Annotated in this window: 25 protein-coding genes; 3 read left to right on the top strand and 22 right to left on the bottom strand. The window is 54.3% G+C overall.

The genetic code is table 11. The features are described 5' to 3' along the window. Positions 1 to 14: 14 nt before the first annotated feature. From AB1724_17605 to AB1724_17555, 11 genes are all read right to left on the bottom strand, one after another. Positions 15 to 425 (bottom strand): hypothetical protein, encoded by a 411-nt coding sequence (locus AB1724_17605; protein ID MEW6079627.1) that lies wholly within the window; start codon positions 423 to 425, stop codon positions 15 to 17. A 34-nt stretch (positions 426 to 459) separates the two neighbouring features. Further along, entirely contained in the window at positions 460 to 1131 is a 672-nt protein-coding gene (locus AB1724_17600; protein MEW6079626.1) for a transglutaminase family protein, read from the bottom strand. 71 nt (positions 1132 to 1202) lie between these two features. Continuing rightward, positions 1203 to 2519 carry a GMC family oxidoreductase gene (locus AB1724_17595; protein ID MEW6079625.1) on the bottom strand — a complete coding sequence of 439 codons (1317 nt, stop codon included), beginning with the start codon at positions 2517 to 2519 and terminating at the stop codon, positions 1203 to 1205. A gap of 101 nt (positions 2520 to 2620) precedes the next feature. Next, entirely contained in the window at positions 2621 to 3343 is a 723-nt protein-coding gene (locus tag AB1724_17590) for a cobalamin-dependent protein (GenBank protein MEW6079624.1), read from the bottom strand. A 31-nt stretch (positions 3344 to 3374) separates the two neighbouring features. Then, a complete protein-coding gene (locus AB1724_17585; protein ID MEW6079623.1) occupies positions 3375 to 4529 on the bottom strand; it encodes a uroporphyrinogen decarboxylase family protein in 1155 nt (384 codons plus the stop codon). Between the two features lie 126 nt (positions 4530 to 4655). Then, on the bottom strand, positions 4656 to 5816 hold the full coding sequence (locus tag AB1724_17580) for a 4Fe-4S binding protein (GenBank protein MEW6079622.1): 1161 nt from the start codon (positions 5814 to 5816) through the stop codon (positions 4656 to 4658). Further along, a complete protein-coding gene (locus AB1724_17575; protein ID MEW6079621.1) occupies positions 5728 to 6366 on the bottom strand; it encodes a hypothetical protein in 639 nt (212 codons plus the stop codon). The genes AB1724_17580 and AB1724_17575 overlap by 89 nt, the downstream gene beginning before the upstream one ends. Before the next feature lie 63 nt (positions 6367 to 6429). Beyond that, the gene (locus tag AB1724_17570) at positions 6430 to 7596 is read right to left on the bottom strand and encodes a methyltransferase domain-containing protein (GenBank protein ID MEW6079620.1); all 1167 of its coding nucleotides are present in this window, start codon (positions 7594 to 7596) and stop codon (positions 6430 to 6432) included. A 123-nt stretch (positions 7597 to 7719) separates the two neighbouring features. Beyond that, positions 7720 to 8313, bottom strand: a complete 594-nt coding sequence (locus tag AB1724_17565; GenBank protein MEW6079619.1) for a TetR/AcrR family transcriptional regulator — start codon at positions 8311 to 8313, stop codon at positions 7720 to 7722. A 1058-nt stretch (positions 8314 to 9371) separates the two neighbouring features. Next, positions 9372 to 9824: a CGGC domain-containing protein gene (locus AB1724_17560; GenBank protein ID MEW6079618.1), complete on the bottom strand. Its 453-nt coding sequence runs from the start codon at positions 9822 to 9824 to the stop codon at positions 9372 to 9374. Positions 9825 to 9840: 16 nt separating this feature from the next. Next, the gene (locus AB1724_17555; GenBank protein MEW6079617.1) at positions 9841 to 10797 is read right to left on the bottom strand and encodes an MBL fold metallo-hydrolase; all 957 of its coding nucleotides are present in this window, start codon (positions 10795 to 10797) and stop codon (positions 9841 to 9843) included. A gap of 171 nt (positions 10798 to 10968) precedes the next feature. On the opposite strand from AB1724_17555, the gene AB1724_17550 reads away from it, so the two are divergent. Continuing rightward, positions 10969 to 11574 (top strand): TetR/AcrR family transcriptional regulator, encoded by a 606-nt coding sequence (locus tag AB1724_17550; protein MEW6079616.1) that lies wholly within the window; start codon positions 10969 to 10971, stop codon positions 11572 to 11574. Positions 11575 to 11711: 137 nt separating this feature from the next. Here the strand turns inward: AB1724_17550 and AB1724_17545 are convergent, their stop codons facing one another. The 8 genes from AB1724_17545 to AB1724_17510 are packed head-to-tail and all read right to left on the bottom strand — an operon-like array spanning position 11712 to position 19696. Beyond that, positions 11712 to 13184 (bottom strand): 2-hydroxyacyl-CoA dehydratase family protein, encoded by a 1473-nt coding sequence (locus AB1724_17545; protein MEW6079615.1) that lies wholly within the window; start codon positions 13182 to 13184, stop codon positions 11712 to 11714. A gap of 18 nt (positions 13185 to 13202) precedes the next feature. Further along, entirely contained in the window at positions 13203 to 15086 is a 1884-nt protein-coding gene (locus AB1724_17540; protein MEW6079614.1) for an FAD-dependent oxidoreductase, read from the bottom strand. Positions 15087 to 15109: 23 nt separating this feature from the next. Further along, on the bottom strand, positions 15110 to 15526 hold the full coding sequence (locus AB1724_17535) for a hypothetical protein (protein MEW6079613.1): 417 nt from the start codon (positions 15524 to 15526) through the stop codon (positions 15110 to 15112). A gap of 41 nt (positions 15527 to 15567) precedes the next feature. Continuing rightward, the gene (locus AB1724_17530) at positions 15568 to 16368 is read right to left on the bottom strand and encodes a multiheme c-type cytochrome (GenBank protein MEW6079612.1); all 801 of its coding nucleotides are present in this window, start codon (positions 16366 to 16368) and stop codon (positions 15568 to 15570) included. A gap of 1 nt (position 16369) precedes the next feature. Then, positions 16370 to 17563 (bottom strand): cytochrome bc complex cytochrome b subunit, encoded by a 1194-nt coding sequence (locus AB1724_17525; GenBank protein MEW6079611.1) that lies wholly within the window; start codon positions 17561 to 17563, stop codon positions 16370 to 16372. A gap of 19 nt (positions 17564 to 17582) precedes the next feature. After that, entirely contained in the window at positions 17583 to 18071 is a 489-nt protein-coding gene (locus tag AB1724_17520; GenBank protein ID MEW6079610.1) for a ubiquinol-cytochrome c reductase iron-sulfur subunit, read from the bottom strand. A 51-nt stretch (positions 18072 to 18122) separates the two neighbouring features. Then, positions 18123 to 18962: an SDR family oxidoreductase gene (locus tag AB1724_17515; protein MEW6079609.1), complete on the bottom strand. Its 840-nt coding sequence runs from the start codon at positions 18960 to 18962 to the stop codon at positions 18123 to 18125. A 32-nt stretch (positions 18963 to 18994) separates the two neighbouring features. Beyond that, positions 18995 to 19696, bottom strand: a complete 702-nt coding sequence (locus AB1724_17510) for a TetR/AcrR family transcriptional regulator (GenBank protein MEW6079608.1) — start codon at positions 19694 to 19696, stop codon at positions 18995 to 18997. A gap of 295 nt (positions 19697 to 19991) precedes the next feature. On the opposite strand from AB1724_17510, the gene AB1724_17505 reads away from it, so the two are divergent. Next, positions 19992 to 20324, top strand: coding sequence for a DUF4405 domain-containing protein (locus AB1724_17505; GenBank protein ID MEW6079607.1), 333 nt, complete (start codon positions 19992 to 19994; stop codon positions 20322 to 20324). Positions 20325 to 20401: 77 nt separating this feature from the next. On the opposite strand, the gene AB1724_17500 is transcribed toward AB1724_17505, so the two are convergent. The 3 genes from AB1724_17500 to AB1724_17490 all read right to left on the bottom strand — a co-directional run bounded on the left by AB1724_17500 (position 20402) and on the right by AB1724_17490 (position 24558). Further along, positions 20402 to 22162 carry a cobalamin-dependent protein gene (locus AB1724_17500; protein ID MEW6079606.1) on the bottom strand — a complete coding sequence of 587 codons (1761 nt, stop codon included), beginning with the start codon at positions 22160 to 22162 and terminating at the stop codon, positions 20402 to 20404. A 220-nt stretch (positions 22163 to 22382) separates the two neighbouring features. Then, complete coding sequence (gene mtgA / locus AB1724_17495; GenBank protein ID MEW6079605.1) at positions 22383 to 23105, bottom strand: monofunctional biosynthetic peptidoglycan transglycosylase; 723 nt, start codon at positions 23103 to 23105, stop codon at positions 22383 to 22385. A 55-nt stretch (positions 23106 to 23160) separates the two neighbouring features. Next, positions 23161 to 24558 (bottom strand): M48 family metalloprotease, encoded by a 1398-nt coding sequence (locus AB1724_17490; GenBank protein ID MEW6079604.1) that lies wholly within the window; start codon positions 24556 to 24558, stop codon positions 23161 to 23163. A 285-nt stretch (positions 24559 to 24843) separates the two neighbouring features. Here AB1724_17490 and AB1724_17485 point away from each other — a divergent pair, with 285 nt between their 5' ends. Beyond that, positions 24844 to 26346 (top strand): hypothetical protein, encoded by a 1503-nt coding sequence (locus AB1724_17485; protein ID MEW6079603.1) that lies wholly within the window; start codon positions 24844 to 24846, stop codon positions 26344 to 26346. Positions 26347 to 26360 lie beyond the last annotated feature (14 nt).

Genomic DNA, 26360 nt, shown 5'->3' with positions numbered 1-26360 from the left:
TCAAAGGGAGCGGTTTATTCACGCATTTCTCCTGCGAACAAATGGCGGAACGGGATGGCAATCAAATCGCCGATTATATAGCTCACCATAATAACGACAATAAATCCGGCGTAACCCGGAAAACGTCCAGTAGCGATCAGCGGAATGACAACACCTACAAACCAGGCTGTCTTATACGTGAGTTGCATACAGAGAATCGGCAGGAACTTCAGGGGCTCTTTCAACCCGAAAACGGACATGACACCGAACGCGAACCAGATACTCGCGGCCACACCGAATAATATCGGATCCTGTTCGCCCATTCCGAAAATGTGCTGAACCAGTCCGGGTGCCAGAATCATTCCCAAGCCTGAAAGGCCTGCGCCCAGAATCGTGTAAATATACATCCCCTTTATCCATCCCATAGGAATGTTTTTATCCAGCATAATGGCCCTCCCTTAAAGAGTGAAATGTTTATTGTTAAAGCACTATTCCCGCCTTTTTCCAGGTTATCCTGTTCATCTTTTTCAAAAAAGGCTGAGAAATTAAAGCCGGCGGCGTCCAGTTGCCCGCGTCCTTCAGCAGAGCGCTGTCTATGTCTGAAAAAGGCTCAACCTGCCCAGTCAGATGGTCCTGGAATACCAGACAGTCGTCTTCACCATTCCAGTCAATGCCCCATTTAGCGCCGGCAGGCTTGTACAGTCTTTCGTACGTTGTCTTATCAAGCGTCAGGTCCAGCGCGATCCACTTCTGATCCAGAAAAACCTGGGCAATAACATGCTTCAGGGCCCGGGGCAGACAATAGGTCCAGGGAAAGCCCCAGGCCGGTTTGAGAAAATGTCTGTTCAATGGTACCCATGCCAGGCGTGAGGGAATACCCAAACACCGCAGTTGGGCCACCAGCAACAGCGCCTTGTTGGAACACATGCCATACCCTTTTTGCAATGTTTCAGAAGCTTTTATCTGCCAGGGATCCATGCCAAAGACAATTTCGTCCCGTACGTAAAAAAAACAGTTGATGGCTTTTTCCCTTGGATTTTCTGATAATCCGCCGATTTCTCCAACAAGATTTTGAATAACAGGTTCTTGATAATCGCAAAACTTTGAAGCGGCGAGGAACTGTTTGGATTTCAATTTATTTGAATCAGTCATGGCCCCCTCTTTTCAAAAAAATTGAATGAGACGAATTTTACCATAGCTGGCGGTGCTGATAGCGGAAAAACTCATGAAAGAACCGGTCTGGCACCACCGTTTATCAGGTGTGAGGCAAGCCTCTTGCCTAACGCGAGCAGGGTAAATGTCGGCGGCAATCCCCATGGTTCAGGGATAACGGAACAGTCACAGACATAGAGATTATCGTATTCAGTTTTCAGGTTCGCATCCACCACCTCGTTGATTTTCGCTGTCCCGCCGGGATGGGCGGCCATATGCCATCCGCTGTAGACATCTTTGGCCCCGGCATTTTCCAGGATGATTTTGGCTCTTTCATAACCGCTTTTTAATTTCAGCCTGTCGTTCTTCGAAAGCGACTTTCTTATTCCTCCACCCGGTTTAATCTTTCCGCCCAGATCGTCTTTAATTTTAATCATGATCATCAGTGTGTCTGAATGGGAAATTGCTTTATGTATTTTGAATTTCGGCGCGGTTTGGGCCGCGAAAATCGGAAGAGGAAAGTTCAGGTCGACCATCATATAGCCGTCTTCTTGCATATGGGCGCCGGCCGACATCTGCACTTCTCCTTTTGACTTCAGTTTATCAACCGTACCGAACACCATGATAAGCGGGTCAAAAAAGAAATCTTGGCCCGCATTACGAAGCCCGCTTTTTTGAAGAATAACCGGAGTGCCGGTACCGCCTGCCGATACGATGATTTTATCGGCAAAAACTTTGCGGGTTTTACAATGTATTGTAAACTCTACGCCAACGGCTTTTTTACCACTGAAAAGGACTCGGTTTACCTTGGCCCCGTTAATCAACTCAGCGCCATTGTCCGTGGCTTTTTCCACAAAATTTCGAGCCGTCCATTTCGCGCCGTAGGGGCAGCCATAACTGCACTTATTGCAATCTGTTTTGCACTTTTCCTGGTATATGAACTTGTTCAGCTTTTTCCAGTCGTATCCCAGTTCTACAGCGGATTCCATGATTCTTCGCGCCCCTTTGCCGAACAAATCATCGTTTAGCGGACCGGTGGGAATTTCAGACTTCAGCGCCTCGACCTCATTTCTGATATCGATTCCATACGATTCCATCATTTCATATGGGGGTTCAAAAGCGGACGCGCAATAAAAAATGGTACTTCCACCGGTTACGATGCCCCTGATAATGGCAAGAAACGTCCTGTCGGTAAACATAACGTGTTTACCGGGGATTCCGCCGGTCATTGCCATTTGCGTCAGGGAGCCGTTTATCTTTGCGTTTCCTCCCCTTTCAAGGATCAAAACATTTTTGTTTTTCTCGGTAAGCGCTTTCGCTACGGTCGCGCCACCCGGGCCGGACCCAACAACAATAGCATCATAATGTTTACTGTTTTTGTTTTTCATTGTTTCGCCCTTTCCTGTTAATCATTCTGCCTCCGGTTCTCAAGTCCGGCTACAAGATGAGTCCGTACACAGCCACTTCACCTGCCTTTAGCGGTTGTGGCTTACGGTTCACCGTCCGGGGCTGATGCCACATGATATTCGGTTGTCTGGACTTTATTCTCATAATCCATGTATCGCTTCGTATAAGTCTCCTGGACGTCCAGTTTTTCCAATGTCTTTGGAAGGTCAACCGCGGATTTCACAAAACAGTCCGCGCCCATTGACGCCGCCATCCTTTCATCCATACAGGCACCGCCGACAATAATTTTCACATGGGGCATTTCACGTTTACAACGGACAATGATGTCCCGCATTCCCTCAAGCGTGGTTGACATCATGGATGAAATACCGAGGAAAGAAGCGTTGTTTTCTTTTAATTCTTTTAGAAACTGATCGGCATCCGTGTCCTGTTCAAGACACTTAACTTCGTATCCCAATGCTTCCATAATGCCGGAAATGATATGAATGCCCAGATTATGAACTTCCCCGGTGGCAACCCCCGTTACCGCCCGTTTCTTCTTTTGACCCTCCGGGAGATTCCGCCCTTTAAGGTGCGCCAGGCCACGCCGCACAGCGTCTACAGACAAAAGGAAGTCGCCTACGCTGAAGGACATATCCCCCAGTTTTTTACGCGCTTCATCCAACCCTCTGGTAAGCGAATCCAGCATCTCTTCATAGTTCATTTCCAAAACGGTTTCATCGTGAAATATTTCATCGACAAGATCCGGATCCTGCGATAATACGGCTTTCTCCAGACTATCAAGTATTATTGAAGGTGTTGTCATTCTTCAGTCTCCTTTCTATCTCATGTGGGTTTTAGGAATACAGTTCGGCCGCTTTGACCAGTGCGAAAGCATTTTCAAGCGGTATATTGGGTGGATATTCGCATCCGGGAGCCAGCACAAAACCACCGTCTTTTGCCAGAATATCGATCTGCTGCCTGGCTTCGTCCATCACCTCCTGAGGGGTTCCGTTGACAATCGTGGGGGTATGAACGTATCCCACCAGCGTAACCTGGTCACCATATTTTTCCTTCATTTCCTGTGGCGTGCGGCAGTCATCCGGAAGCTGGGCAAAGCTGATAAAATCCGGCTTCATGGCGTCGATCTGGGCGTCAAAATAAATTCCGTCTCCGCAGTTATGGATACCGACAAACGCTCCGTTTTCCCGGGCACACCGGGCGATTTCACCGGTGAAGTCACCTTCGAGGTTTTTCCATACTTTTTTGGGCAGCGCGTTCCAAGAAGCCAGGAGGGTGTCAATGGTCAGGGCATGAATACCTGTATCGCATTGCGCTTTGACAAACTCCAGGAGGGTTTCTGTTATTGCGGCGCATGCTTTCCTGATATGATCAGGATAGTTCCGGCAATCCTTGTAAAAGTCCTTTGCCCCCCGCATCATTAATAAAATTTCCAGGGGGCCGTAAACAAACCCGGAGATCGGCACCCCGCATCTTCCCTTTTCGGTCATCAATCCACATAACTTGACAAGTTCGTTCATTCTCGTGGCCGAGGAAAAATCAATGGGCCTGATTTTCAGATAATCATCCACATCCTTGATATAAGGATTTGAATAATTGGGATGAGCGGTGGAGTTCAGCGGATAGAGCACTTCCTGGCCGAAATCGGCTGCTTCCACCGACAAGTCGATCAATAATACGACCAGATCCCCGCCCACAAATTTAACCGAAGCGCATAAAGCCTCGGCTGCCTTTTCTGCATTGGTAGAGTATTCGGGAAAGGGAATACCGACAATTCTCCTGGCCACGGCATTGGCGAGCGGCGCTACCGGCACTCTGTCCGGTTCTTTATGCCGAATGGTGGTAAGCAGCCTTTCCAGAGATGTCAGCCTGGAAAATTGTCCCCGGAAACTGCTGACAGCTGCCGCGGCGTCAATCAAAGGTTCCGGAAAGCATCTGGCCTGAGGGAATTTCTTTTCTTTAATTGAGTTCACAATTTTTTTGATTTTCATATCCATTTTCCTTGTTTAGTCAGATTGGTCATTCAATTGTTCATCGTCAATAAGGAACGGTCACCGTAAAAGTATAATTTATTCCAGTACACCATCTTGCTTCAGGAGACTTATGGTATCCCCGGGTCAGCTTGCGGCTGCCAGAGGTACCTCCTCCTTGTGCCGCATCAGCCGGTCATACCCCAAGCTATGAAAAGGGCAGGCCTTGATGCAGATTCCGCAACTGTTGAATTCATAAAAATACTCGATACATTTGGGGGCATCCACACATGACATCACGCCATAGGTTTCGATTCTGAGCGGCTTTTCACGTATGGCGCCGGCCGGACACGATCGGACGCATTTACCGCATTTACTGCAGAAGTCATGGATGTCCTGAAAATGATCAGTCGTCTTGTTCGGCGGTGGCAGAGGTGCGGCGGTGGTGGCAATCATGGAGACACGCTGGCGCGGTCCGAATTCTTTTGAAATTAGAAGCCCATTTCGGCCGAATGTTCCCAGGCCGGCCCGCACGCCCATGGCCGCCAGTACGATTACATCACCCAGGGGATGACAGGCAATGGCGCCATGTCCCTGTTCTCTGATAAATTTAGCCAGCGCGTTGGTGGCATCACCCAGGTCGGCGTATGTTTTGATGCCGTCAACCCCGACTTCTATGTCCGGGATGGCTTCAACGGCGTCATAATCCATCTCCATGGCCAACACAATGGCATTGTGATAAAGCCGGGTAAGATGACCGAAGTGATCGTTGGTGCACATCAGCTTTTCATCCACCGGCGCGAAACCGATCAGGCTGATTCCCAGTTCATCGGCTTTACTCCGCACAGAATCCCAGAATTTGTTGTCCGCGGTGGTGTTTAAATATTTTACGGTGGTAATTTCCTGAAGGTATCTTTTTCTGGCTATTGAAATACCTCTGATCACCCGTATGAATATGGCCAAAATTTTCAACATTTGGCCTTGTTCTCTGGCAGTCTTAAAGTTGAATCGGTTAAAATCAATAAAAACAGACCTCAGGCCCTTGGACTTTTTCATCCCTTCAACCATTCGTGCATTCTTCTGAAAAACGACATTGCTCGCGGTTGTCTTATTCTTGCCGTCCATGTCAGCCAGACGCAGTACCGATCGAACCACGAACCCCCACCAACCGTTTTTCGGATAATAAGGTGCCATAGTTTCCTCCCAACAAATTAAGAATTCAGTGGATAAAATCGCATTTTCCAACTCGTCCGGCATCAACATGCCAGGCTTCGGCAACGCCGGGATTGCGTTCAAAAAAATCTTCACGGACTTTATCTGGAACCGCGTTCATGGGACACGCGAAATTCATGCATTGCGTGCAGGAATTCGTTTTTAATGTCATAAGAAATCCGGAACTTGCTACCAGATAAACGATCAGCAGAAACAACTGGAATTCGATAATCATAAACAGGAGCGGATATCCCCAGACAATCGCAAAACCGGCGAAAAAGACGACTTTTTCCCAAAAGGTCATCGGACCCGGGCGATATTTCCAGATTTTGGGCGACCCGTAATTTGCCCGGCATTTTAAAGAACTTCCCGCTTCAACATAATGCGGGCAATGAGAGCAAAGTACGCGGGTTAAAACAAAGCTGAAACACCCGATAATAATCAGCAGCCATGAAACAATAAGCCACCATCCACTTGCGTGATAAATCCCGGCGCCGCCCAGCAGAAGGGTGGGTGCGATAATCAGATAATAAGACGCCACATCCTTGAACGTAAAATGGCAATGCACCTTTTCCCGGGCCGGACAACTCGTGCATCCTTCGGATACGCAGGTCGCGATTGGCTTGTTTGGATCTAAAAAATCCATTACCCCCTCCTTAATTATAAATTGATCTGGTAAAGTTCCGGCATCTTAAAACGGTTGTAGCGGTTATTTTTTCCGGGCAATAAAAACGCCGGAAGTCAGTCTTTCCTCTTTGATCATTCTTATGGCATACAAGAGAGCGGCATCCCAATTGTCGTACAGCTCTCTGCCGCAGGTGTCGATCATCCGGCGCTTTCGGGAAATCAGGTTGTTCCTGACCCTGGCCGTATGCATCCGAAACGCTTCGGTTCTTAATTGAGCGCAAACAACTTCAAAACCAGCCCGGCGTAATTTTTCCGAATAGCTGTCAACGGTTTCCAGAGGGGGGAAAGCGTAGATAAATCTGAACCCTTCGGAGTCCCCTTTATTCATGATCCAGTCATGGAATAAAATGGTCCCCTCTTGCTTGAGGATCCGGTGGCACTCTCCGAGCAGTTTGTCCCTGTCCGGTATATGGCACCAGGCGTCCATTGCGAAAACATAATCAAAATTTCCGTCTTCAAACGGAAGAGAAAGGGCGTTGGCCTGCCTGAAGCGACATTTATCGCTCACCCCCCGGGAAGCCGCCAGCGTTGAAGCAGCGGTGACATTCCATTCCAGAAGGTCCACCCCGGTAACATTCAGCCCGAATTCAGCGGCCAGCAGGCAGGCAGGCCCACCGAGACCGCAGCCTACATCGAGCAGGGTTTTTCCGCTCTGGACCCCGGCTTTCCTGGCCGTCTCCAAAATCTCATCAGCCGGGGTAAATCCCAGAAACCCTTCTTCCTGAAGGATATTGTACGCGTCCGAATTGATATACAGGCCTTCGACCGAACCGATGATCCCGTTGTCCGACAGCTTTTTAAATAGCGCCGGATAAGCTTCTATTCCGGAGACCATCCATCCGGTCGGCAGGATATATGCCAGAACGTTTGATAAAACATCATACTGCGTTGGGTAATACTTAATAAGAACGGTCAGCACGAGAGGCGATACGAGCAGGTCGATATGAGACACCGACAAGTCGGCGGACACGAGGCAGTAAAGCGCCCGGACAAACCCGAGCAGGTGCAGGATAATGCCGACGTTTATCATGATCCTGTACCGCCAGGGGTTGGCGGCTGCCAGCCAGTATCCGCAGCCGATGGCGATAAGAGGCGAAGAGTGGCTGTAAAAGCCGGTAGCCAGCATCAAGATGGACAGCGTTTTAAGAAGCGTACCCGTAGCTTGATATTCATTGCCTGTCGAGGCCATTTGTTTCCCCCTCCCTTGCTTAGTATGAATAAATGTATCCTACCATTTAACAAACTAAATAGTTAGTATAGGAAGAAACAAGGCTTGTCAAGTAAAAAGTTTAACTTTTAACTATAACGGGCATCATCTTTGGGTGTTATTAATTAACACAATATTCATAAACCGCTCAAATACTTGCTTTATATTCACACGATTTGGGTCCACGTACCACTGGATGAACATCCCATCAATCAAGGCGACAAGGGCTGATGCGACCTTTTCAGGATCAACGGGTATAAAATTTTTGAGCCGTTCGGACACCATACGGCGGTAACCATCGTACATCACCCGGATGCGGTCCCCGGTTTTTCCGCTGAGATTTCCATTGAAAACATAAGAATAAAATATGATATGAATTTCGGGATAGGCCTCGATTAAGTCCGCGTAATCAAGGAGAAACCGCCTGAGCATATCCATCGGGTCCCCATCGGGGAAAGAATAAGAATCAAAGGCTTCTTCAAACTCGTCAACAACACCATCAAAGATTTCCAGAAACAGATTCTCCTTGGAACCAAAATGCCAGACAATACTGCAATTGGCGATACCTGCTCTTTCACTTATTTTCTCCATGGTGGCGCTGCTCCAACCGGATTCCGCCAGCAGTTCTCTGGCGCACTTCATTATACGCTCTCTTGTTTCCCTGCCCTTTTGGGTCTTGATCGTTTTGCCCGTTTTCATTGAACACCTCAAATTTTTACAATTATTTTTACAAACTGAAAATTCAGTATAATATCATGGCAGTCCGATCAAACCAAAATCTCTTTGTGGCTTTGACGTATTTTGTTCATGCGGCTTATGGATACGAAGACCGGCCGTACACCGTTTTTTCTGAACTGAACCGGGTAGCCCGAAAGGATAGGAAGTTGCTTTTTCGACTTTTATCCATAGCAAGGCCGGTCTTGTGTGTTAATATTTTCTCGACGCTATATGTTGTAGGTGTTTCCGGACAGCATTCAACAGGACTTTTTCAAAGAGGCGGCAAAAACGGGATAACCTTCCGAGCATTCAATATTTTGGAAAAACAGGGGATTTTCGCGGCTGCGCTATTGTGTCACCGGGCCGGCAATTCAGGAGATTATTCCGCCCAGTAACCAGAGTTGGGAACTTCTGTGACCAGACCTCGTTACCAGCTACGCCTGGGCGTGGCTGGTACACCGGCTCCCGGACAATGTTCAGAGGCCGCCGGATTTCTCGGCTTGTCTACACCGCTGACAGACCGGTCCGGGTTGCCGACTGCCGCTGCTGATCCCAACATGACGTCAGTCGGTAAAATCGACAGGGATTACTGAAGCGGACAAAACAGACATGCAAGACGGATTGAACATCGGCTACCCTCCAGGGTCAAAGCGCCGCGGTCTGTTGCTACCCAGTATTAAACGTTATTAACCCGGTAACCAACAAGACGAACGGGCTTTTGTGTTTGGTCGCTGTTCTGTGCGGTTCCTAACTCGACATGTTCCTGGTAGCCGCGGTCGCATACGCCTGTCTGTCCTGGAGAGAGAATACGGCGTCGATTAGCGATTCATCAATGGCGATAAGTTTTCCGAAGTCGGCAACCTGATTCATTCGTAAGGGTTTTAATGTCTGTCTTGCCGCCCGTCGGAGGTCACATGTTTGCCCTGAAACGCCTTCATACCGAAGATGAAGGCCGACACTGAACTCTTCTATTCCAAGCGGTTCGGAGCGCTGGCAGGCTGCCTGAATACTATTAAATAATTCCGAGATAAAGGCCTTTCCTATTCGTTTGAATGATAAATAAGCGGGATGACATCCGCCATATTTTTTCGCTGAGTTACCAGGCTGGAAACCAACTCCTGATGGGATTTCCTGAAATTTTCATCGGAAAGACCCGGAGGCGCCCCATGTGTCCCTTTAACAAATTTGATATGAGGGAAAGTTTCCGAAAGCAGTTTATGGTATTTGTCCTTAAACGGGCACAGATTCATCATGCAGGTACTCAGATGAATCGCTTTTACATTCAGTTCGGTCAGTGATTTTACCCGGTGAATCAGTTTATGCGGTGCGACCATTGTCCCGCATCCGGCGCAATTGATGATTCCGGCCAGTTGAACGTCACCGTTATAACGGGCAAAAGCGCCCTCGCCTTCCCGGAGTTCCTTGAAGCAATTAAAGGAAGAGCACGCCAGATCCTGCGTCACTGAAGAGCAGGTGAGAATGCCTATCTTCATTGATGATGTCTCCTGTTTAATTTGCGTTAAATAAAAGTTTTGTTCCGGACATATTCAAGATAAACCTGTCCGGCATTTCTTTTTCTATGTGCATGATCGCCTTTCTTCCCGTGCAATGGGTGGGGACAATATAGCGTGGATTGATTTCTTTCAGGGCATCAGTAACAACAGGAATGATCGGCTCAAAAACAGGACCGGTCAGATGAAATCCGCCTATGATGGCATGCACCTGATTGATGCCCGTGATCTCCTTTGCGTGTAGGATCGTATTAATCACTCCGGCATGGGCGCAGCCGGTCAGAATAACCAGACCTTTCCCTTTAAGGCTCATGATCAGTGCCAGATCATCCTCGATGGGGTCCTGTTTTTCGACGCCATTTTCCACGCAATACAGATAAGGTACGCCCTTTTCATAGGCCGTACTTCTGGGAATCTCGCCGGAGCTGATGACCAGTCCGTCGAGCAAGACATGGGGCTCCCGCGTTTCAACCGGGCGCAGCCCCGAATCTTCCAATTCCCGACGCGTCAGGGAAGGAAAATTGATCTTGAACTCCTCGGACAGTTTGAGATAACGGGGGGTCTTAAAGGCTGCCGGATGGAGAACGACAGCCATTTCTTTTTTGTTTATATGGCGGGCCAGAGTCGAGATGCCGCCAAAATGATCCAGGTGCCCATGTGACAGCGCCATAACTTCAACGGCACTCAAATCGACATTCAATGCCTGGGCGTTTTGCAGCGCCGCATCCTTTGAAAAACCGAAATCATAAAGGACGGTTCGATTTTTATCAGCCGCCGTGACAGTAATTATAAGGGAGAATCCATGTTCAGCCAAAATACTGTTAGTGACCTCATTCCCATTTAATGGCTTGGCCCTGCAAATGATATCCGTATCTGACTGCGACAAAAGATCGATATAGTTGTCCTGAAGGGTCACCAACTCGATTGCGTCTACTTCTTTAAGATAAATAGTCATGATGGTCTCCTTGAAATTAAAAGTTGATCAATTGTTCATTTTCTGGCAAAATATGAACAATTGATCAACATGTCAAGAAAAATGTTCGCGTATTACAGAACAAACAAATCAGATTTCATGCTATACTTCACAATCATCGATATCTGACAACATCGTTTAACCGGAACATTCATGGATAATAAAAGAGTCCCCAAGCAGGTCAGAGGCATTGAAACCCGGAATCGTATAATCAGATCAGGGTTGAGCCTTTTCAGCGAAAAGGGACTGCACGGAACCAGTTCCAGGGAAATCGCCGCTCACGCAGGCGTCGCGATTGGCAGCTTTTATATCTATTTTAAAGATAAACGGGCTTTATTTATTGAAATTTTACAAAAGCACCGTATCAACATGATGGAAATTCTCGATAATTTCTCCATTGAGGTATCGGGGGTGAATGACCGCTCTGTTTTGATGCGAAAACTCATCGAGGCTATATGGCAAGCCCATAATTCCATTCGTGATTTCGATAAAATAGCGGATATGCTGAGGAATCAGGATAAAGAAATCAACGGCATACTTGAAAAACAGGAAACGAAAGTTTTAAATCAGGTGATATCGCTTCTCGAATTAAATTCCGATCAGCTCCGGAAAAAAGATGTTGCTCTTTCCGCGATGATGGTAACGATGATCATCCGTGAGTTCATGCATACGGCTCCTCCCTCAGAACACAGAGAAGAGAACAACCGTATTGTGAATGAACTGGTCGATATGATTTCCCTATATTTATTCAAAATCTGATTCATTTTTTCAGGCAAAGCGCCAATTGCCTTGATCGGTTTTTTCCCCTTCCGGATGACCTCCGCCGGCCACTGATGAGCGATCGCGCGTCCGGCCTCCCCGTCCTGATCCGGCCGGGTGTGCGGCAGCGGGCAGCGTCAGGGGGCCAGCCGCTCCGCCTTCATGACGGTCTCCATGAAATGGTTCACCTGCTCCTTGATCCCGTCGTGGGTGACGATGCGCGGATCCATCAGGTCGTAGTTGATGATCAGCAGCGGAATGTTGGCCTGCCGGCACAGCTCCCGGAGCATGCCGTTTAAGGCCTGGGTGTTTTTGCAGCCGATGTGGCCGGCCACCCAGATCATGTCGATGGAAAACACCCGGCAGATGTGGAAGATGTCGTCCATGAAATTGCTGCACGGCCCCCGGGTGTGGCGGGCCATGGGACCGTCCATTATGTTATAGGCCAGGCCCCGCAGCATGGACTCCTCCGTGGAGGTATCTATAGGCGGCTGGCGGTTGAACGACATGCTGTCCATGATCAGGGAAACACCGTAGGCCTGCTCGGCCCAGACAAAAAACTCGCCGAAATGGGCCATGGGCGGGTTCCACAGCAGCACCCGGTATCGTTCCTCCGGCAGGGCGCCGATTCCCTCTTCCACATTCCGGCGGCAGAGCCCGGCCACCTGCCGGAAAAGGTCCGTGGCCTCCGGCGTACCGGGGCTCATGTTAAATCCCCAGAGATGAGACAGGTAAACCGGCTCGGCGGCCATGGGCGCCGGGGAGATCCGCATCATGTCCCACAGCTCCTGCTCCAGGGCCAGCATGCGGTTGCGCTCCTCGATGATGTTTCGCAGGCGGTCCCAGTCCATGCGGCCGGGCGTGTGCGCCTCCAGCCAGGCGATCATGCGCCGGAGCTCACCGATAAAATAACGGATCGCCCGTTCACTGCGAAAATCAAAGGGAATGTCCACCCGGCAGGTGGGTACCTTGAGTTGTTTTTCGATCAGGGTGTAGGACGACATGCCGCCGTCGCAGGGCAGGTTGCTCGTCACCAGCGCGTTGACCGGGGGGAGCTGGTTTTCCAGCACCATGCCCATGGTCCCCTTGGGCAGGCTGCAGATATCCGGCGGAATGCCGTTGTTTTCGGAAACATCAATGAACGCTTCCATGGCGCCGGGTTCCATGATCGGCAGCATGATCGCCAGCATCTCGGCCATCCACGGCTCCAGGTCCATGGCCCGGAAAATTTCCGGCGGCAGCATGTCCTCGTGAAGGACCAGCCGGTCGCGGCGGTGGTACTGGCCTTCCAGCATCCGGACAAAGCCTCCGGCCATCACCGTGGACAGGATGGCGTTGGCTTCCCGGTAACGGCCGGTCCGGGTCCGGGTCATCATATCCAGCATCTTGCCGCCGTTACGCAGCAGGACGCGCATCCAGGAATAGCGGCGATAGTTGTCCACCACGAACATGGGGCCGTTTCGGAACAGGGCGCCGAGGAGGTGGTGCTGCGTCAGAAAATGATACTTCAGGGAAATGCCGGCGTCGCGCAGGCGGACGGCCGGCCCGCGGTTCCTTGCCCGACCGGCCTTCGCCGGCGGGGTCGCGTCCCTGGATTCATTTACGGCCATCAATCCCTTCCCTGCCTTTTACGGATAAGGACTTTCCACGGCCCGCATCAGGCTGATCATACGGTTGGGGGTGCCGCTGCGCAGGATCCGGATCCGTCCCTTTTTCTGACCGGCCTTTTCCAGGATCAGGTTGGTGACCATTTTGGCCGAGACGCAGGTCTTTTCCATGTAGACGCTTTCATGATCAGTGCGGACCCAGTCGCCGATGAAAAAGAGATTGTCCAGGGGGGACTGGATCGGTGGCCGCAGGGCTTCATAGCCCACCCGCTGGGGGGAATAGGTGTCCCAGCGGTTGACGTACCAGTCGGTCGGCGGCGGCAGATCAGGCAGGGCGATCTTCAATTCCTCGTGGACCAGGCGCGCGATCTTGTCGTCGTCGAGGTTTCTGACCAGGTCGGTGTTGGCGATCTGGGTTTCGATGACGTTGATGTTCTTGCCCTGATAATCCGGCACCAGGGGGTCGTTGTTGTGCTTGCCGTTGACCTTGCCGTCCATGGCCCAGTTTAAGGTGATGCCGAGCAGCTTGAAGCTCGAGGCGAAGAAGTCGGCGTGGCCGGGGAACCGCTTCTGCCAGACATCGCAGTTGTCGTACCAGAGGTTGACCGGATAGACGCTGGTGGCCTCCAGCTTCTGCATGTTATCAAAATAGGGCTGGCCCCCCAGCCCGGAGGCCAGCGACACCGCCTTGGCGCCGGGGGTGTCCATGGCCACCACGTAATAGTCGGCCACGTACTCCCGGGTCCCCCCGCCGGAAAACGGCATGATCTCCGAAGCCGGCGCGCCGCAGACCGGGCAGCGTCCGGGCTTGGTGGGGGAACTGAAGACCGAACCGCAGACATTGCACCGCCAGGTGGTGACCCCGCCGGCGGGGGCTTCCTCTCCGGCCAGGACGCCCAGCACCCGGCCGTTTTCATGCTTGATCTTCATCACCGGCGTGTTGAAGACGATCTCCCCGCCCCTGGACCGGATATAGTTCTCGATGGGCTTGACGTAGGTTTCCCCGGGCGGGTGCATGAAGATGTCGATGGCCATGTCCGAATGATGGCCCGAGGCCAGGCTCATCAGCATGAGGATATAGAGAGCGGAGGTGTTCTCGATGGGGTCGAAGAGGGCCATTTCCGAGATGGGGCCGAAGAACCGGCGGGTCAGCCGTTCGGGGATGCCCACCAGCCGCGCCCATTCCGGAAAGGAAAGGCTGTCCAGGTAGAGGCGCTGTTTTTTGTCGGAAAAATCAAATCCGCCGATCTTGCCCATGAAGTGCCGGCCGGGGGTGACCCTTTCTCCGGCCATGGCGCTGAATGCCCGGGACACGTCCAGCAGCCGTTCCAGGTCGGCCAAGGGCCCGGGCCATGAGGTCGGTTGCCCCATTTCCACCTGGCTGCCGTCCCGGTCGAGAAAATTGTACATGGTCGATTCCCGGGGGAACTTCCACAGCTGGTAATCATGCCGGAACATGAATTCCCGCAGGTTGTTGTAAAAGCCCCAGACGGCGTGGGCGCCATGGTCCCGGGGATAGCCTTTCCATTCGGGATCGTCAACCGGCGGAACGCCGAAGGTCTTGTCCCGCCAGCTTTTCAGTTTGCCGCCCAGGGTGCTGGATTTTTCGATGACCGTGACCTTGAAGCCCCGGTCGACCAGTTCGCAGGCGGCGTGCATACCGCCGAAGCCGCCGCCGAGGATCAGCACGGATTTGCCGTTGGGTTTCAGGCTGACCTTGTTTTCCGGCACATTCGGGTAATCGTCCAGATAGACGTTGCCGCCGCCGCATCCGGGCAGGGTCAGGTTCACCGCGCCCAGGGCCGTGGCGGCCAGGCCGGTCTGGAGAAACCGCCGCCGGCTCATCCGGGGTGTGAAATTCGAGTCATGGGGCTTTCTGTCTTCCATCTTTTTCGCCTCCAGCATGCCGGTCATCCGCGCCGGCGGGATTATTCGTGAACGAACACCTTGACCGTCAGTTCCTCGATGTCGTTGCGCAGTTGATCGACGCGCATCCTGACCTCCTCGTTGGTGGTGGTCTCCCTGATCTCCTCCAGGGTGACCATCAGGCGCTTGAGGTCGTAAATGTGCCCCACCAGGATACGGTCCCGGGACTTTTTCAGATCCGGCAGCACCTCGCGGGTCAGGGTCTGGTTCAGGGCCGCGATGACATCCTTCTGGCTGTCTCGCCGGGCCTGGATCGCCAGGACCAGGGCGGCCAGGGCGATGATCAGGGCCAGGTAGACGAGCCGGGATGTTCTATGCTTTTTCCCGGCCGTCACCGTATCCTCGGGCTGCGACCGTTCTGCGGGGCGGGGGGCGTGGCGTTCCAGCCCGGGTTCCGTCATTCGGGTTTCTTCGTTCATGTTATTCTCCTTTTACCAGGTTCGATTTCCGCGGTTGAACCTCACTGCTCTTTTCTCTTCAGGCCGGCCAAATAGGCCAAGACCAGGACAAAGGCCAGGACCAGCGCCATCGTGACGACAACACCTTCCAGGCGCCAGGTGCGGGGGGAAAAATCGGACAGCCGGTTCTCGATGGCGTCCAGATCGCCGCTGGCCTGCGTCCGCAGGTACTTCAACACCTCGTCAAACTTCCGGGAGTGCAGGGTCCGGGACACCTCCGTTTTCACCCCGGCCAGCCGTCGCCTGATCGTATCCACCGGAATCCGGCCCTCCTTGTGATTTTCCATGGTTGAGGTCAGCGTCCGCAAACGGGTCTCCAGGCGGGCGAGTTCGGCGGCCAGGACTTCGCCCCGGTCGGCGGGATGGCACCGACCGCAGGTGACGGAATTGATCAGGCTGCTGTCCGACGGCCGGACCAGGTGGTAACCATGGCAGTCCGTGCAGGTTACGGCGCACACGGCCGGGCCGGCGGTACTCATTTTCTCCAGGAACTGTTTCTGCTGTTCCTGGTGGCAGGCGCCGCACATTTCCGTGATCCGGGACCGATCCGGCAGGCCGATGTGGCCCTTACGGAAATCCTGCCGGACGAACCGGTCGCTGCCATGACAGCCGGTGCAGCCGGCGTCCGGCCGGAAATGGGCGCTCTGTTTCCAGGCCAGAACGGAATTGGGCTTTCCGGTCTGCTCGCCGGTCAGGTGGCACTGGACGCACTGGTCGTTCAGCAGGAAGGTATCGTCCGCGGCCGGCCAGGCAGGCCCCGCGATCAGCAACAGCAGTATTATCGTCGACCCATACCGTCCCATGTCAGGATATAACCCCCCAGGCCGTCAGTAGAATGAAAGACAGGATCCCCCCGCCGACGATGATCCCGTAAACCGGACGCGCCGTGATCTCCCGGGGCCCGGACGGGTCCAGCTTCGGCAGCAGCGCCGTCAGCAGAAAAACGGCCGCCAGAAAGCCCAGCCCCAGCAGTTCATTGGGTAGAATCTTGAGCACCTGGTAGGACGCCATGAAATACCATTCGGGCTTGATGCGGTCCGGGGTGAGCAACGGGTCGGCCGGTACATGCTCATAGCCGAAGATGAAAAACGCCCAGATGAACACGGCGATGAGAACGCCCATGACCGTGGCGATTCGACGCAGAACCGCGTCCGGAAAAACCGGTTCGACCTGATAGGGGAGGATGTCCGACCGCAGGTAAATGGCGCCGGCCGGGCAGTTTTTCAGGCACAGCCGGCAGGCGTTGCATTTGTCCGTGTTCAGGGCCGGCGTTTTGCGTCCGCGGATGGGAACGATTCTGATGGCCGCGAAGGGACATTCTTTTTCACAGGCGCCGCAGTAGATGCACAGGCCGCGGTCAATGACGGCGTAGGTGTCCGCCGGCGCGATGACGCCCGTGCGCCAGACCAGGCGAAGATGGATCCAGACCATGATCAGGATAACCAGGGGCAGCAGGGATACGTGCAGGGCGAAGAACCGGGTCAGGGTCGGCCCGGCCACGGCGCTGCCGCCCCGCATGGCCGATACCAGCAGGTCACCTATCAGGGGAATGACCCGGACGGATTCCGTGCCGATGACGCAGGCCCAGTAGGACTGCTGGGTCCACGGCAGCAGGTAGCCCGAAAATCCGGCCAGCAGCATGATGACCAGCAGGCCGATACCCGTATACCACTGCATCCTGCGAGGGCCCCGGTGGGCGCTGGTCAGCATGATGCGGAACAGGTGAATAAACACCAGGATGAGGATGGCCCTGGAGCCGACCGCGTGAAGATTGGCGAAGAGCATGCCGTAGGGCAGATCGTTGCGGATGGCCTCCAGGGAGGCAAAGGCCAGCTTGGCGTCGGGCTTGTAGTAAAACAGGAGCAGCATTCCGGTGAGGGCCTGCATGACCAGCAGGACCGCCGCCGCCGTGCCGCTGAAGGAAAAATATTCAAGCGCGGTCCGGGGCTTAACCGTCCGGGACCGGCCCGTTCGTTTCCTGTCCTGTTTCAACTTCATTAAACGCCCTTCCCCTTCATCAGGCCCGGGAGATACGGATGGTATTGCCGGCCAGGGTCACCCGGTGTTCGGCCAGCGCCGCCGGCGGCGGACCGGCCGTCACTTTCCCGTCGCTGTTGTATAAGCCGCCGTGACAGGGGCAGACAAAACGCTGACCGGCCTGATCCCATTTCACCAGACAGCCGAGATGGGTGCAGGTGGCGTTGAAGGCCCGCCAGCGGTTGCCGTTCCTCACCAGAATGACCGGCACGGACCCCATGGTCAGGATCATGCCGGCCCCTTCCGGAACGGTGCCGGCGTCGATTTCCACGGAATTGCCGTCTCCGGCCACGGGCGGTTTGCGGGCGTTGGCGCCGCGGGCCGGCTCGATGCCGGCGTGGGACTCGACATCGATATCCCCGCCCAGGAACCGGGTGATGGGATAGAGGATGCCCATCAGGCCCACCGCTCCCAGGACTTTGAAGGACCAGCCGAAAAATTCCCGCCGGTCAGGATCGATCTTTTGCATATGCCAGCCTCCCTTACAACTGGGCATTTCATGAGATATTCGGGCCAAGGATCAGCCCTGCTGCCGCATCAGCCGCTCGCGTTTTCTCCGGAATGAACGGAAGCCCACCAGCCGGATGAACAGGTTGAAGACCCCCGGCATGAAGCTCCGCATGAACAGGGTCCCCCGGTCCGTCAGGGTCGGAAAAATCATGAAGCACCGCCGGCTGATGCCGTTGAAGATGGCCTCGGCCACGGTCTCCACCCGGCAGACCGGAATGGCCAGGAGCACGCCCGGGATCTCGTCGTCGGGCAGGTCCATCTTTTCCAGGATCAGGGGGGTGGCCGTGGTGCTGGGCAGGGCCAGGCTGACATGGATGCCGGCCCGTTCGGCCTCGAACCGGACGGCCTGGGTGAAACCGACGATGCCGCATTTGGTCCCGCAGTACAGGGACATGCGGGGGAACCCCTGCAGCCCGGCCACGGAGGCGACGTTCACCAGGTGCCCGTACCCCTGCCGGTAGAAATGCTCCAGGATGATGCGGGAGCCGTACACCATGCCCAGATAATTGACGGCGGTGATCCGGTCGATTTCCGCCCTGGTGTTGCGGACGAACTCACCGGATATGCCCAGGCCGGCGTTGTTGATGAACACGTCGATAAAGCCGAGCTCATCGATGACCTTGCGGACGGCCGTTCCAAAGGCGTCAAAATCGGTGACATCCGCCGTCAGGCTGAACACCTCCCGGCCATGGGCTTCGGCGATTTCGTCTGAGGCTTTTTTCAGCAGCGGGCCGTTGATGTCCATCATGATCACCTTGGCCCCGGCCCGGGCGAAGCGATCGGCCAGGGCCCGGCCGATGCCGCTGGCCGCGCCCGTGATGACGACTTTTTTGTCAATGAAGTTTCTCATGGGTTTCACGTTCGGCCCTCCAGGCTGAAGCTTCATGGGTTGAGTGAATTGATCCGTCGCGTCAGTTTTTTCCGCGGCACCTTGATGACGTCTTTCATCATGACCATGAAAAAAGCGTTGAACAGTTTGTCGGGGTTGATGTCCGCGGATTTAAAAAAAACGTTCTCCGCGTCGGCGTGCATGAAAATCCCCCGGCAGATGGCGACCACCAGGTGCGTCAGGGTTTCCGGATCGGTGTCGATGACGACCCCTTCCGCCTGCCCCTGACGGACCACTTCCGTCGCCTGCCGGATCATGGACTGATTGAGCTGGTCCACCCGTTCGATCAGTTCGCCGGGGAGCTTGCCGGCGAACTGGCGGATGTTGATCGACATGAACTGCCGCATGAAATGTTCATTTTCCCGGGTAAACTGGATGAGGTTGCTGATCAGCATGAGCAGTTTGCGGTCGGTGGTAACATCCAGGCCGGCCGTCTCGGAGATAAGGTCGTTCAATGCCTGAAGGTGTTCGTCGAACATGCTGACAAACAGCGCGCTTTTGGACGGGAAATACTTGTACAGTGTCCGCTTGGTCACCCCGGCCCGCCGGGCAATGCCTTCCAGGGTGGCGGCCTCGTATCCCTGTTCGAAGAACGCTTCCTCCGTTGCGCCCAGGATGGCCCGGCTGAATTTTTCCCGCCGTCGTTCCCGCGGAGTCGGGGCGTCTATTTTCTTTTTTTCCGACAATGTCACCATGGTCACAGCTTTTTCCGCAGCAGCCAACAGATAATGCCGGCAGGATACCGCCTCCCGCCGCTTTTTTGTATACCCAAAGGATACTTATAAAGTATACTGACAGTATACCAAAATGTTGTCAAGTAAAAACTCTACGGCCGGATAAATGACCGGCGGTTAAAAGAGGAAAAATATTTTGCGCCGGCCGGACCGGTCGTGTTATCTCTCGAAATGACAAATTGACCGGCCCCGACTGATCAGAGGCTCATCAAGGACTGGCCGCTTAGAATAAGGAACAACTCAAAAGGAGATAAAAATGGATACGAAAACCATGCGCTACGCCGTCAGTGCCGCCATGTTCGTGGATGCCTGCGCCATGACGGTGCTGGGGCTTCTGCTGCATCTGGTGATCGGACGGGGACCGGGAAGCGAAAGCACTTTTCTCGGATGGCATCGCCGCGAATGGGGGGAAATGCACTTTCACCTGGCTTTGATCTTTCTGGTCCTGATTGGCGTGCACATCTGGATCCATCGCGACTGGGTTATCAAAACCACCCAGTCCTATTTCGGGGATCAATGGAAGCGGGTACTGATCGGATTGGCGGCGGGATGGATTCCCCTACTGATTCTTTACCGGCTGCTGGGATAGCCCGGAAATCTTAAAACAAGTCCCGGAAAGGCCTCGTCACGCCAGGCGATGGCTGGTGACGAGGCCTTCCGGTTTTTCTATCCTTTCAAGGCAGGGGCGGGAACGGTTACAGGTTCCAGGAGATCGTCCGGGAATCGGATCCCGGATTTTGCCGTCCGGGGTTGTTCCAGGGCCAGAGCGGCGGCGTTCTTTTCAAAAAACTGGGGCGGTTCGTAGGTCCACCCCCGGGCCAGCCGCTTTTCTTCTTTTATGATGGAGCGGTAGGCGACTTCGCCGATTACCCGGGCCGCCAACCGTGTCTTCCATCCGAATTCGGCGCAGATGTCGTCCAGCAGGGCGTCCATTCTGTCCGCCATGGCCCGGTCGCGGGCGGCATAGTATTTCCGCATGCCCCAGACCGCCCCGGCATAAGTCGACCGCAGGGGATCGACTTCCCAGTTGTAGCGGTCCCGGATGCGCCAGTCCGGATGGTTTTTGTGCTTCTGCCAGCCGCTGAGCAGGGTCCGGATCAGGCGGAACAGGCTGGGCCCGTTTACCTCAAAATCCCGGGTAAAGGCATCGAGCAGGAACTGTTCTTCCTGACCATTCTGAATATGCGGGTGGCGGTAGCGGAAGCGATACTGCCCGTGGGCGTCCGCCAGGGGGAATTCCGTTTCGTTGTAAAGCGTCCCCTTTTGCCGATGTTCCTCATAAAGCGGGGTCCCAGCATTCGGGGTGTAGAGCATGAACTGGTGGAAGACCGTGTCGTGGCTGACCGCGTAATCGATGGCCTCGGGCAGGTTCTCCGGGGTGTGGTTTTCAAGGCCGATGATGGAAGAGCCCAGAACGCGGATGCCGTTGGCCTGAAGTTCATTGACCAGCTCGAAGGTGTCGATGTCGTTGAGCTTGCGGTACTGGCTTGATTTTCCTTCCAGCCCCATCCAGACCCAGCCGATGCCCAGAGCGAGCAATTCATCCAGGGTGTAGGACTTGATGACCCGGGCGGAACTGAAAACGCTCAGCACCCAGCTCTTGTTGTGTTGTTTCATCAGCTCCATCAGTTCCATGGATCTCTTTTTGTGAAGCAGGAAGTTTTCATCCAGGACGAAAAAGGAGCGCACCTTCAGTTGCCGTTCCAGGCCGCACATGACATCGAACAATTCCCGTCCGGTCTGGTAGAAATTGATGAAGTTGCCTTTGCCGCCGAAGAGAGCGGAGGTCGAGCAGAAATTGCAGCCCACCGGACAGCCCACCGAGGGGATGAGGATGGCGGCCACGTCACCGGGCTTTTCCCTGAGGTTGCGACCGACGATACGTGTGCCGTTGGCGGAAAGAACGGCCGGATGCGTAATCGGCTCTTCCGGATTCTGGCCGAGGAACTCACGGAACCAGCGGATGCCGTCCCCCCGGACGATATGGTCGGCGTCGATGCGGCTGTCAAGCCCTTCCATCGCGGCGATGTGGCCGCCCACGACGATCACCGCCCGGGGCTGATACTGCCGGACCAGTTCGCACATCTTTTTCACTTTGCCGATATTCGGCACAATGCCGCTGATGCCGACGATATCATAGGTATTGTTTCTGATCTCGTCGGTGAACCGTTCCAGGGAGGGAAAATCAAGCAGGTAACAGGGCGCCTTGAGGTTGGCCTGAATCATCATCAGCCCGAAAGAACGATGAAACATGCGCAACGAAAAAGCCCCCTGCACCCGGGTGACCTGGTTCTGGTACAGTTCCATGGGGTTGATTTTGCGGCTGCCGAAGGCATCGTCCTGAGCATAAGGCCCGAATACGCTGGAGAGCAGTACGCGAGCGCGAATTCCTCTGGGGTGAACCGTCTTTACCGTTTCCATCATCATTTCCTTTTCCGCTGTCATTCATGAGTTGCAAAAGGCCATCTTCGGGCCTTTCAGTTCATTACCGTTTCTAAAAGAACTGACGGAGGATAAGGCAGGGGCGGATGAATATAAACAACTATTCCGCCTGTTACGATTCTTTTACAAATCGCGTTTGCTGGTTGGGTTAAAAGTTTGAGGTTTGAGGTTGAGGGCTGAGGGTAGAGGGGGCATCAGGGCTGCGTCACAGGCAGCGCAGATCCAGCGAAGTCTCAGAGACGAACCGCATCTGCCGCAGGATCCAGGCCTGGCGGGAAATCATGTAGGCCGTAGGACGAGCGGGACTCATCTTCAATGGCCGCGGCAGGGAAGCGGCGATCATGGCGGCCTCGTTTCTGGTGAGCCCGGCGGCCTGTTTCTTGAAATAGGCGTTGGCAGCAGCTTCTACGCCATATATACCCTTCCCCATTTCAGCGACATTCAGGTAGACCTCAAGAATCCGTTCCTTGCTCCAGAGCGTCTCCAGCAGCACCGTAAAATAGGCTTCCAGCCCTTTCCTGATCCAGCTACGGTCGGGCCACAGGAACAGGTTCTTGGCCGTCTGCATGGTGATGGTGCTGGCGCCTCTTAACCGGACGTTCCTCTTGTCGTAGGCTTTGCGAATGGATTTGAAATCAAAACCGAAATGGCGGGTAAAGTTCTGGTCCTCCGACGCGATCACGGCACAGGCCATGTTGGGAGAGATCTCTTCCAGCGGCACCCACTCCTTTTTAACCGTCACCGTTTCGTCGTTAAAAATCTGCTGGGCGCACCGGATGATCATGAGGGGCGTAACGGGAACGGGCACAAACCGGAAAATGATCACCGGCAGAAGGCTGCCGATAAAACATCCGATCAGGATATTCCGGATCCAACGTATGGTTGAGGCTGAACGTTTCTTCTTTGCGGCCGCCGGGCGCTTCATCATCTTCTGTCCGTCTCTTAAGAAAAACAGTTCGATTATGTTTATACCCGGTGAATTGTCAAGGGTTTCTCTTTTTCTTTTTTTTCTCCTTTGGTTCCGGTTCCGGTTCCGGCTGGGGTTTGACAACGCCCCACTTCACCAGGCGGTCATAAGCATACTGGGCCTGTTCACCTTCGGTCACCTGGTTCAGATAAGCGGTGTAATCATCGGCCGCCTTTTTCTGACTGCCCATCTCCTCATAGGCAAAGCCCCGGAAAAAAATGGTATTGGGGTTGCCGGGCAGCTTCTGATCATAGGCGGTAAAATTCGAAACGGCCTCATCCGGTTTTTTCAGCTTGAGTTTGCAGAACCCGCTCACATAATCGGCCTGGGCTTCCTGGGGATAGGCCTGCCTGGCCAGTTCCGAAAACTCCAGGGCCTGACCGTATTTTTCCTGAGCCACCTTGCATTTGGCCATGATCATCAGCCCGGCGTAATCGGCCGGCGCCAGCCTCAGCCCCTGCTGGAGAGCGGTCTCGGCCTCATTGTATTTTTTCCTGGCCACGGACTCGTCCCCCTTCTGGAAAAGCTCGATGGCCGGCTTGATTTTCCGCAGGGAGGCAATGTTGTCCATATAGCGCTCCCGGTACAGGGGTTTGTCCTTGAATCCGGCAAAATCGGAACCGGCCTCGCGGACGGCGGTATCGTAGCGTTCCTTGCTCATGGGATGGGTGGAGAAGAGCAGAGAGACCGCGTCGGCGCCGCCCTGATGCATGGAATTGAGCATGTCCATGAGCTGAACCATGCCGTCCGGTCCATAACCGCTGCGGGTCAGGTAAGTCATGCCCAGATGATCGGCTTCCCGTTCGTTATCCCGGCTGTAACTGGCCAGAAGCATCCCGGCGCCGACCATGCCGATCCCCGCGGCGATATCCCCGTATATCTGGTCCTGGGTGGCGGCGGCCACGCTGACGCCGGCCACGATGGCCTGGGTCAGCAGGCCCTTGGACATCTGCCGGGCGGTGTGCCGGGCATTGACGTGACCGAGTTCGTGCCCCAGCAGGGCGGCCAGCTCGGCCTCGCTTTCCAGGGAAAGCATGATCCCCCGGGTGGCGGCGATGCTCCCTCCCGGGAAAGCGTAGGCATTAATATAGGTGGCGTTGACGCAGCGAAAGGAACAGGGCATGTGCGGACGATGGGTATGAGGGATCATGGCCGTCCCGACCTGCTGGATATAGCGGTTGAGAGACGCGTCCTGGGCCGGGCCATAGTCCGATGAAAACTGGTGCGGAGCATTCTCCTTGTCCACCTGGATTTCCCAGTCCTCGGATACCAGCATAAACTGGTTTTCGCCGGTTACCGGGTTGATAGCGCATCCGGCCAGCACACCGGCGGATGCCAGGGCGGATAATTTCATGAATTCCCGGCGGCTCATCAAACGATGCGGTGTGTTCTCGTGGTCAAATGAAATTGGCATGGCACATCCCCCTTTAATATTAATTAAGAGTAAACTTGGTCAAGTTTCGCTGTCAAGAAAAGAAGATTCCCGGCCGGAACAGAAACGTTGGCAGGTACAACCGGCGGGTGGCCCCTGAGGTGTGCCGGGAATTATTGCGATCCATTTTTTCTTCGTACTCAGGATACCATCGCTGGCATTTGACACCACCGGCCGGTGTTGTTATGAGTATAGGCCACATTCTTACTTAATGTAAATCAGGGCATTGCCCATGCTTCTCTCATTACCGAAGGGTCGGTCTACCCCATGAAGAAACTGCTGCGCATCGCCTGTGCGGTAATGGTTTTCAGCCTGATACTGTTTCCAACGTTCCCTCCGGCCGTCCGGGCCGGGGAAGAGACGCGAAAGACACTCTCGCGGCAACTGGACCCGGTGGTGGTCAGCGGGGATGCCACCGGTCCGTTCTGGGGCAGGAGGATCGACCACATGAGGCTTTATGCCCGTCGCGACGGCGCCTGGGCAGCGGTACCCTTCCAGATCGACAAGGTCAACCCCGACGGGGATTATTTCATCAATGGAAACACCATCCCCCCGGAAGTCAGGGAAGCGGCCGGGTTCGAAGACCTGCCCGAAGAGGAAAAACGCGAGAACCGCATCCGGATGTTTGAACGCAATCGCGGCGACTATGAGAAAAGAGTTCAGACGGGAGAAATAACCAGAGCGCAGCTGGCGGAACTCGAACATATCGTTTATACCGCTGAAAACATGGATTACCTGGACTGGAACGACGAAGTGGTTTTCATGGCGCGGGATTCCGGGGACCGTGCCCCGACGAACGCATGGCTGACGCCGGACGGCCTGGAAATCCAGGCAACGGACCCGCTCAACGGGCGGACGGGATGGGTTTACTGCTTTCATTTTGATAACGATCCGCCGCCGCCCAGCGAATCGGATTACGTCTGCTACGACCCGGCGGCCGATCGGGTGATATCCCGTTTCATGGAAACCGGATTTTTGCCCGGAAAGCCGATGATCGTCAACAGCATTATCGGCAAGCCCCCGGGCCGGCCCGTCATGCCCAATATCCTCGACCGGTTCAAGCTGCGGATCAAAGTCAACCCGATCATTCTTCTGTGCGCGCCGCTCCACTTCGATGAAAACAACACCAGGGGCGTCACCTTCGGTTACAAGGATGGACCGGTGCGGGTCCTGCGCCGTAACGTCTTCTGGATCATGATCGCCGGGATCAAGCTCCCCTTTGCCCCCCGCATCGGAATGTGGTTCAAGTTTTATGAAAACGGTCTCGCGGCCTCATCCAATCTCGACCTCCCCTTCGATCCCGGATTTTTTATCTGCGACGGCAGCACCTTCACCGCCGGCCTGGACTTCCGGGAAACCATCCACGGCGCCCGGATCCTGACCCGGGACAACACCGTCATGATCATCGACGGAACGATGAATGATCAGGAAGAAAACCTGGCGCGGTCCGACCAGGACTGGGTCGCCGGATACCTGCCCAGCGGAGCGGCCCTCATGTCGCGCATGATCTACGACCCGGAAATGATCGCCCGGGGAACCAAAATGGACTTGTATTATCTGGACGACGCCTCGGTCAACGACCCGCCCGAGGAGGAGAACGGCCAGCACATGATCGGATACGCCATCGGGATCAAGTCCCTGCCCCGGCGATATCACCTTGGCTTTGAGATCTTCGTGGCCTATGACTTTGAACCGTCTCAGGTTCAGGAACTGCTTGATATCGACGACAGCCCGCTGGTAGTTACCAGCACTACGGCAGATCCTGACTGAAGGGTACCCTGAAT

This window comes from Thermodesulfobacteriota bacterium (assembly GCA_040753795.1).
Lineage (GTDB): Bacteria > Desulfobacterota > Desulfobacteria > Desulfobacterales > Desulfosudaceae > JBFMDX01.
The sequence above is the reverse complement of the archived record's forward strand: the minus strand, read 5'-3'. Positions and strand labels throughout refer to the sequence as shown.

Bases quoted from the DNA above. Each gene is read 5' to 3' on its own strand.
- AB1724_17605 (MEW6079627.1), bottom strand. From the start codon at position 425: ATGCTGGATAAAAACATTCCTATGGGATGGATAAAGGGGATGTATATT.
- AB1724_17600 (MEW6079626.1), bottom strand. From the start codon at position 1,131: ATGACTGATTCAAATAAATTGAAATCCAAACAGTTCCTCGCCGCTTCA.
- AB1724_17595 (MEW6079625.1), bottom strand. From the start codon at position 2,519: ATGAAAAACAAAAACAGTAAACATTATGATGCTATTGTTGTTGGGTCC.
- AB1724_17590 (MEW6079624.1), bottom strand. From the start codon at position 3,343: ATGACAACACCTTCAATAATACTTGATAGTCTGGAGAAAGCCGTATTA.
- AB1724_17585 (MEW6079623.1), bottom strand. From the start codon at position 4,529: ATGAAAATCAAAAAAATTGTGAACTCAATTAAAGAAAAGAAATTCCCT.
- AB1724_17575 (MEW6079621.1), bottom strand. From the start codon at position 6,366: ATGGATTTTTTAGATCCAAACAAGCCAATCGCGACCTGCGTATCCGAA.
- AB1724_17570 (MEW6079620.1), bottom strand. From the start codon at position 7,596: ATGGCCTCGACAGGCAATGAATATCAAGCTACGGGTACGCTTCTTAAA.
- AB1724_17565 (MEW6079619.1), bottom strand. From the start codon at position 8,313: ATGAAAACGGGCAAAACGATCAAGACCCAAAAGGGCAGGGAAACAAGA.
- AB1724_17560 (MEW6079618.1), bottom strand. From the start codon at position 9,824: ATGAAGATAGGCATTCTCACCTGCTCTTCAGTGACGCAGGATCTGGCG.
- AB1724_17555 (MEW6079617.1), bottom strand. From the start codon at position 10,797: ATGACTATTTATCTTAAAGAAGTAGACGCAATCGAGTTGGTGACCCTT.
- AB1724_17550 (MEW6079616.1), top strand. From the start codon at position 10,969: ATGGATAATAAAAGAGTCCCCAAGCAGGTCAGAGGCATTGAAACCCGG.
- AB1724_17545 (MEW6079615.1), bottom strand. From the start codon at position 13,184: ATGGCCGTAAATGAATCCAGGGACGCGACCCCGCCGGCGAAGGCCGGT.
- AB1724_17540 (MEW6079614.1), bottom strand. From the start codon at position 15,086: ATGCTGGAGGCGAAAAAGATGGAAGACAGAAAGCCCCATGACTCGAAT.
- AB1724_17535 (MEW6079613.1), bottom strand. From the start codon at position 15,526: ATGAACGAAGAAACCCGAATGACGGAACCCGGGCTGGAACGCCACGCC.
- AB1724_17530 (MEW6079612.1), bottom strand. From the start codon at position 16,368: ATGGGACGGTATGGGTCGACGATAATACTGCTGTTGCTGATCGCGGGG.
- AB1724_17525 (MEW6079611.1), bottom strand. From the start codon at position 17,563: ATGAAGTTGAAACAGGACAGGAAACGAACGGGCCGGTCCCGGACGGTT.
- AB1724_17520 (MEW6079610.1), bottom strand. From the start codon at position 18,071: ATGCAAAAGATCGATCCTGACCGGCGGGAATTTTTCGGCTGGTCCTTC.
- AB1724_17515 (MEW6079609.1), bottom strand. From the start codon at position 18,962: ATGAGAAACTTCATTGACAAAAAAGTCGTCATCACGGGCGCGGCCAGC.
- AB1724_17510 (MEW6079608.1), bottom strand. From the start codon at position 19,696: ATGGTGACATTGTCGGAAAAAAAGAAAATAGACGCCCCGACTCCGCGG.
- AB1724_17505 (MEW6079607.1), top strand. From the start codon at position 19,992: ATGGATACGAAAACCATGCGCTACGCCGTCAGTGCCGCCATGTTCGTG.
- AB1724_17500 (MEW6079606.1), bottom strand. From the start codon at position 22,162: ATGATGATGGAAACGGTAAAGACGGTTCACCCCAGAGGAATTCGCGCT.
- mtgA (MEW6079605.1), bottom strand. From the start codon at position 23,105: ATGATGAAGCGCCCGGCGGCCGCAAAGAAGAAACGTTCAGCCTCAACC.
- AB1724_17490 (MEW6079604.1), bottom strand. From the start codon at position 24,558: ATGCCAATTTCATTTGACCACGAGAACACACCGCATCGTTTGATGAGC.
- AB1724_17485 (MEW6079603.1), top strand. From the start codon at position 24,844: ATGAAGAAACTGCTGCGCATCGCCTGTGCGGTAATGGTTTTCAGCCTG.